The sequence below is a fragment of the Methanoregula sp. genome, from assembly GCF_002835825.1.
Taxonomy (GTDB): domain Archaea; phylum Halobacteriota; class Methanomicrobia; order Methanomicrobiales; family Methanospirillaceae; genus Methanoregula.
The window spans coordinates 1-5,179 of record NZ_PIZH01000151.1; the positions used below are offsets into that span (position 1 = coordinate 1).

Genomic DNA, 5,179 nt, shown 5'->3' on the forward strand with positions numbered 1-5,179 from the left:
CCGGTAAGGAGACCGGCAGCCGTATCAGCCTCCACCACGTGCGGATCGATCCTGGCTGTTCAATCGGGGATCATTCCCACACCGAGCAGGTCGAGATCCATGATGTGCTGAACGGCAGCGGCTCCTGCATGCTGGACGGGCAGACAATACCGTACCGGCCCGGTGTTGCCGCTGTTATGCCGGCCGACCGTGTGCACCGCGTGGATGCCGGGGCGGAGGGGCTGCTCCTGCTGGCAACCTTCTCCCCCCCGCTTGTGTGAGGTTGTCATATGACCGATCCCATCACCGGCTCACTTCTGCTTGGCTGGACAACTCTGTTTGCCTACCTCACGGAACATGTCGTGACCTGCCTGATCCCGGCGTTCTTCATTGCAGGAGCGATCGCCGCGTTCATCCGGAAGGATGCGATCCTGAAATACTTCAGCCCGGAGACGAAGAAGACCACATCGTACGGGATTGCGTCGGTATCTGGTACCGTTCTCGCGGTGTGCAGCTGCACAATCCTCCCGATGTTTGCCGGCATCCTCAAGAAAGGAAGCGGCCTTGGACCGGCAATCACGTTCCTGTATGCGGGGCCGGCGATCAACATTCTTGCGATTGTCTACACGGCAAAAGTGCTCGGATTCGATCTCGGTGTCGCCCGTGCGGTTGCCGCGGTCGTGCTCTCCATCGTGATCGGCCTCATCATGATGAGCCTTTTCCCGCAGCAGGACGAGGAGACAAAGAAGACCCACGCGGCGGCCCGCAGGGCGGTCATGGCACAGGAGGGCACCCGCCCGAAATGGGTTGTCCCCGCGTTCTTCATCTCCCTCATCGCCATCCTGCTGGTCGGGACTTCGGCACTCGATATCTTCAGCCGGCTCCTGATCGTATACTTCCTCTCAATGGCGGTTGCGTTCCTGCTGATCTATTACTTCACGCGCGACGAGGTGACGGAGTGGGGCCTTGAGATCTGGGACCTGACAAAGAAGATCTTCCCGATCCTCATCATCGGCACGTTCGCGCTTGGCGTCCTTGCATACTTCCTGCCCCCGGAGACATTCAGGCCGTTCATCGGCGACAACTCGCTGCCGGCAACCTTCCTTGCGGCAGTTATCGGGGCAGTCCTCTATATGCCAACGCTCCTCGAAGTTCCGGTCATCGGCACAACGCTCGGGTACCTCTCGGGGTCGATGGCAAAAGGCCCGGCCCTTGCCCTGCTCCTGACGGGGCCGAGCATCAGCCTGCCGAGCCTGATGGTCATCTACCGGATCATCGGGGCGAAGAAGACACTCGCGTATGCCGGGCTGGTTATTGTGTTCTCGACCATCGCCGGGTTCATCTTCGGGAACTTCATGTGAGGAACAGGAATGAACAACGACAGAATACCCTGCTGTGCCGCAGATGCCCTTCGGCGGATACGACAGATCCCGGTCAATGGGATCATGACCGGCATTACGATGCTCGATGAGAGCATTGCAGATGTAAAGGAGCAGAATCCTGGGTGTGATGCGGCAGTCAGTGAAGCACTGATGAAGAAGATCCGGGTCTACAACTATGTCCCACCGGGTGTCGCAGAGGCATATGCCCGTGCGATTATGGAAGAATACAAAAAGAGCGTGCAGGAGAAAGGGCCATGATGAGAATAGAAGTATGACGGTACCCCGTGCAGGAAACCCTACAAGGGGAATCAGGAACGAATCCTAAAAGCATCGGATCACCAACCTCCCGTGGTTTGCGGGTTATCTAAAAAACAACGGAATGAAAATCATGACAGAGAAAACTCTCGGGTTTATCGGTGGGGGCCGGATCACGATGATCCTCCTTGCCGCACTGGAGAAACGCGGTCAGCTGCCGTCGCAGGTTGTCGTCAGCGACATGAATGCAGAGACGCTCAAAGGATTACAGCAGCGATTCCCGTCCATACGGACGGTTACCGGCGGGAATGCAGATGCTGCAGGGCAGGACATAGTCTTTCTCGCCCTCCACCCTCCGGCAGCAGGAGAGGTACTCGCGTCGATCAAAGGGGCAGTGAAAAATGACGCTGTTGTCGTCTCGCTTATGCCGAAGCTGACGGCAACTCAGTTATCCACGATGCTCGGGGGTTTCCCGCGTATCATCCGGATGATCCCCAATGCCCCGGCAATAGTTGGCAAAGGGTATAACCCGGTGGTGTACCCGGCAGGTCTTCCGGCGCAGGAGAAGGACACCGTTGCCCGGCTCTTTACCGCATTCGGTACCTGCCCGGAGGTTTCCGAGAGCAGGCTCGAAGCCTATGCAGTCATCACAGCAATGGGTCCAACCTACCTCTGGTTCCAGCTGTACGAACTCGAAGCACAGGCACGGGCATTCGGTATGGCGGACGCAGATGCCCGCGAGGCGGTCCGGCAGATGGCCGAAGGAATCCTTGCGACCATGAACGAATCGGGCCTTGCACCGGAGAAGGTCATGGACCTCGTCCCGGTCAAGCCGCTCGGTGCTGATGAATCGGCCATCCTTGCAGTATACCGGGAGAAACTGCCGGCACTGTATGCAAAACTGAAGAATTAGATTACTTATCTGATGGCCACGAACTGCTTGAATATCGGTGTATCATGACAAAGATCGAAGTACTCGGAACCGGCTGCGTAAAGTGCAAACGGCTGTTTGACAACGTGCAGGCTGCGGTAAAGGAACTCGGCATTGCCGCCGAAGTAGTGAAAGTCGAAGACCTGGATGCGATCGTTGAGGCTGGGGTCATGCTCACCCCCGCACTCTTCATCAACGGGGAGGTCGTTTCTGAAGGCCGGGTGCCGGATGTGAATGAGATCAAATCAATATTATCGGAGTGAAAAGAATGGCAGAAGCACCAACCTGTTCATGCGGACAGAACGAGAAGAAACGGATCATATTCCCCTGCGCCGGGCAGGCAAACACCGGGCAGCTGACGAACCTTGCAGCTATCCAGCTGACTGAGGAAGGGTATGGGAGTATTGCCTGCGTTGCATTGCTTGCCATCGGTTCAGAGGGACTGGTAAGGAATGCAAAAGCCGCGGATGAGGTTGTCGTGCTCGACGGCTGCCCGATGCTCTGTGCAAAGAAGATCGCAGAAGCGCAGGGTGTCCCGGTTGGCCAGCACCTTATCATGACCGAACTTGGGATCACGAAAGGCCCCTCGAAGAACTACACGCAGGACGATGTCGAGAAGATCGTTGCTGCGTGCTGGAAAGGCGAAGGCCGGACGAAAAAGGCTGCAACACCGGGGAAAAAGACCGGCGGAAAAGACAACGGGTGCGGCTGCGGGTGCGATGGGACCTGCTAACGAGAAAATCGGGGCGAACGATCACGACTTCAGAAGATGAGATCCGTTCGTGGGCTGAAGAGTACGCGAACGAGAACGGCTGGGTACTCAACCCGGATGAAAAAACACTCGATACGGTAATCCGGGGCCTGGCACGAAACAAGCAGAAGTTTGGTGAGCAGTACTGCCCGTGCCGGTTCCGGTCCGGTGATTCGGAGAAGGACCGGGCAATCATCTGCCCATGCATCTACAACCGGGATGAGATCGCAAAGGATGGGCACTGCCATTGTCTGCTCTATTACCGGAAAGATGCGGCCGAAACTCTTACGGGAGGAATAAAATGACCTATGCCATTGTCACCTGTTCAGGCATCTCCAATACGGGAAAACTCACGACTCAGGCAGGTATGCTCCTGATGCAGCGAAAGCCCGGCATGTTCCTGTGTATGAACTGCAAGCAGTCCGCAGAATCCCTCAGAATAGATGCGGGAAATGCAGAACGACTCATCGTTCTTGATGGATGTACAGACTGTTGTGCAACAAAGAAACTCACCGCGGCCGGCCTATCACCTGATATCCATATCATCGCAACCGAACTCGGCATCGAAAAGAACGGGATGGCTGATGTGCAGTACGATGAGATTGAGAAGGTTATCCGGGCAGTTATGGAAAACGGAGACGACAGGGTATGAACAACCCCCGGTACAAGCGCCTTGAGATCGAGTGGAAGCATTTTGCTGTCGGGGATAAGACGTGCGAGCGGTGCGGGAAGACCGGTCACTCCCTCAAATCCGTTGTTGAGGAACTCCGTCGCGAGTTCGCTCCCGCAGGCGTGAAGATCAACCTGAGCGAGACGCTCCTTGACAAGACACGGATCGCGGAGTCGAACGAGATCCTCATGAACGGCACTCCCATCGAGCATCTGCTCGCAGTTGGTGTGGTTTCGACCGAATGCCCTTCCTGCGGTACCCTTGCGGGCGAGAGCACCTGCTGCCGGGCGATCGAGATCGACAATGAACGGTACGAGGAGATCCCACCGGAAATGATCCGGAATGCCGCGTACCGGGCGCTTGGGGTGAACCCATGAAGATCGGCATTGTCAGCGATGGTGCATATGGCGACCGGGCGTATGAGTTAATCAGGGAAAAGTTCCCGACCGAATGGATCATGGCACCGTTCCCTTCGGGAATGATGGTGGATGACATCGATCTGCCTCTCCCGGAATGCGACCTCTTCATCTCGTATGTCCGCCACCCGGACGTCGCCCTTGCCATTATCGACAAACAGAAACCGGTGATCCTCGGCGTCAGTTTCGGCCCCGGGTTTCTCCGGCAGGCAAAGGGGATCAACGAGAATATCGTGGCAGCACCGACCATGTGCTCGCTTGAAGACAACACCTGGGTACCGGAGATCAACGAGTTTGCCAAAGTGTTCGGAAGGCCGGTTTTTGATGTGACGGTGAAAGACGACGGCACCATCGGGAGCGTCCGGGTCCTCCGGGGATCTCCCTGCGGCTCAACGGTTGAAGCCAGCAAAGAACTGCCCGGCACAACCCTCAGCGCCGAACAGCTCCAGCACTATGGCCTGCGGATCTGCCATTTCTGCCGGGCACCCCGGCTTGGGAAGACCTGCGACAAGGAAGTCTCGGGGCTGCTCCACATCCGGGAACTGGTCCGTGCGATCGGTGCAGTATCTCCGTCTGTGGCGGAACGGGTGAAGCCGTTCACTGATGAGATGGAGAAGGTCATGGAAGAGAAAATGCACCGGGCGTAAAGATGGCGGGAGAACATGCTGTCTGCGCGGTTGAAGATTGATCCGGGGAATGAATCATGACAAAAAGCGATGATGCAGCAGGAAGTTTTTCCCAAGGGATAACCTGCTCGGCAGCGGTCTTTGGAGCGTTTGCACAGGATCTCGGACT

Annotated in this window: 10 protein-coding genes; all 10 read left to right on the forward strand. The window is 56.8% G+C overall.

Translation table 11 applies throughout. The annotated features are described in order from the left end of the window. A partial coding sequence (locus tag CW742_RS06755) for a cupin domain-containing protein (RefSeq protein ID WP_292418234.1) occupies positions 1-260 on the forward strand: 260 nt, incomplete at its 5' end. A 9-nt stretch (positions 261-269) separates the two neighbouring features. Then, positions 270-1,340 (forward strand): permease, encoded by a 1,071-nt coding sequence (locus tag CW742_RS06760; protein WP_292418237.1) that lies wholly within the window; start codon positions 270-272, stop codon positions 1,338-1,340. 9 nt (positions 1,341-1,349) lie between these two features. Then, on the forward strand, positions 1,350-1,619 hold the full coding sequence (locus CW742_RS06765; protein ID WP_292418240.1) for a hypothetical protein: 270 nt from the start codon (positions 1,350-1,352) through the stop codon (positions 1,617-1,619). 130 nt (positions 1,620-1,749) lie between these two features. Then, entirely contained in the window at positions 1,750-2,529 is a 780-nt protein-coding gene (locus tag CW742_RS06770; RefSeq protein ID WP_292418243.1) for a pyrroline-5-carboxylate reductase, read from the forward strand. Positions 2,530-2,573: 44 nt separating this feature from the next. Continuing rightward, complete coding sequence (locus tag CW742_RS06775; protein WP_292418246.1) at positions 2,574-2,810, forward strand: thioredoxin family protein; 237 nt, start codon at positions 2,574-2,576, stop codon at positions 2,808-2,810. Between the two features lie 5 nt (positions 2,811-2,815). Next, positions 2,816-3,280, forward strand: coding sequence for a putative zinc-binding protein (locus CW742_RS06780; protein WP_292418249.1), 465 nt, complete (start codon positions 2,816-2,818; stop codon positions 3,278-3,280). Continuing rightward, complete coding sequence (locus CW742_RS06785; protein WP_292418252.1) at positions 3,262-3,603, forward strand: ferredoxin-thioredoxin reductase catalytic domain-containing protein; 342 nt, start codon at positions 3,262-3,264, stop codon at positions 3,601-3,603. Before CW742_RS06780 ends, CW742_RS06785 begins: the two co-directional genes overlap by 19 nt. After that, on the forward strand, positions 3,600-3,950 hold the full coding sequence (locus tag CW742_RS06790; RefSeq protein WP_292418255.1) for a putative zinc-binding protein: 351 nt from the start codon (positions 3,600-3,602) through the stop codon (positions 3,948-3,950). The genes CW742_RS06785 and CW742_RS06790 overlap by 4 nt, the downstream gene beginning before the upstream one ends. Further along, complete coding sequence (locus CW742_RS06795; RefSeq protein ID WP_292418258.1) at positions 3,947-4,345, forward strand: DUF2703 domain-containing protein; 399 nt, start codon at positions 3,947-3,949, stop codon at positions 4,343-4,345. Before CW742_RS06790 ends, CW742_RS06795 begins: the two co-directional genes overlap by 4 nt. Next, on the forward strand, positions 4,342-5,031 hold the full coding sequence (locus CW742_RS06800) for a DUF166 family protein (RefSeq protein ID WP_292418261.1): 690 nt from the start codon (positions 4,342-4,344) through the stop codon (positions 5,029-5,031). Before CW742_RS06795 ends, CW742_RS06800 begins: the two co-directional genes overlap by 4 nt. Positions 5,032-5,179 lie beyond the last annotated feature (148 nt).

What these genes read in the sequence shown, in the direction of transcription:
- CW742_RS06795 (WP_292418258.1), top strand. Translation starts at nt 3,947, where the DNA reads ATGAACAACCCCCGGTACAAGCGCCTTGAGATCGAGTGGAAGCATTTT.
- CW742_RS06790 (WP_292418255.1), top strand. Translation starts at nt 3,600, where the DNA reads ATGACCTATGCCATTGTCACCTGTTCAGGCATCTCCAATACGGGAAAA.
- CW742_RS06780 (WP_292418249.1), top strand. Translation starts at nt 2,816, where the DNA reads ATGGCAGAAGCACCAACCTGTTCATGCGGACAGAACGAGAAGAAACGG.
- CW742_RS06800 (WP_292418261.1), top strand. Translation starts at nt 4,342, where the DNA reads ATGAAGATCGGCATTGTCAGCGATGGTGCATATGGCGACCGGGCGTAT.
- CW742_RS06760 (WP_292418237.1), top strand. Translation starts at nt 270, where the DNA reads ATGACCGATCCCATCACCGGCTCACTTCTGCTTGGCTGGACAACTCTG.
- CW742_RS06770 (WP_292418243.1), top strand. Translation starts at nt 1,750, where the DNA reads ATGACAGAGAAAACTCTCGGGTTTATCGGTGGGGGCCGGATCACGATG.
- CW742_RS06775 (WP_292418246.1), top strand. Translation starts at nt 2,574, where the DNA reads ATGACAAAGATCGAAGTACTCGGAACCGGCTGCGTAAAGTGCAAACGG.
- CW742_RS06765 (WP_292418240.1), top strand. Translation starts at nt 1,350, where the DNA reads ATGAACAACGACAGAATACCCTGCTGTGCCGCAGATGCCCTTCGGCGG.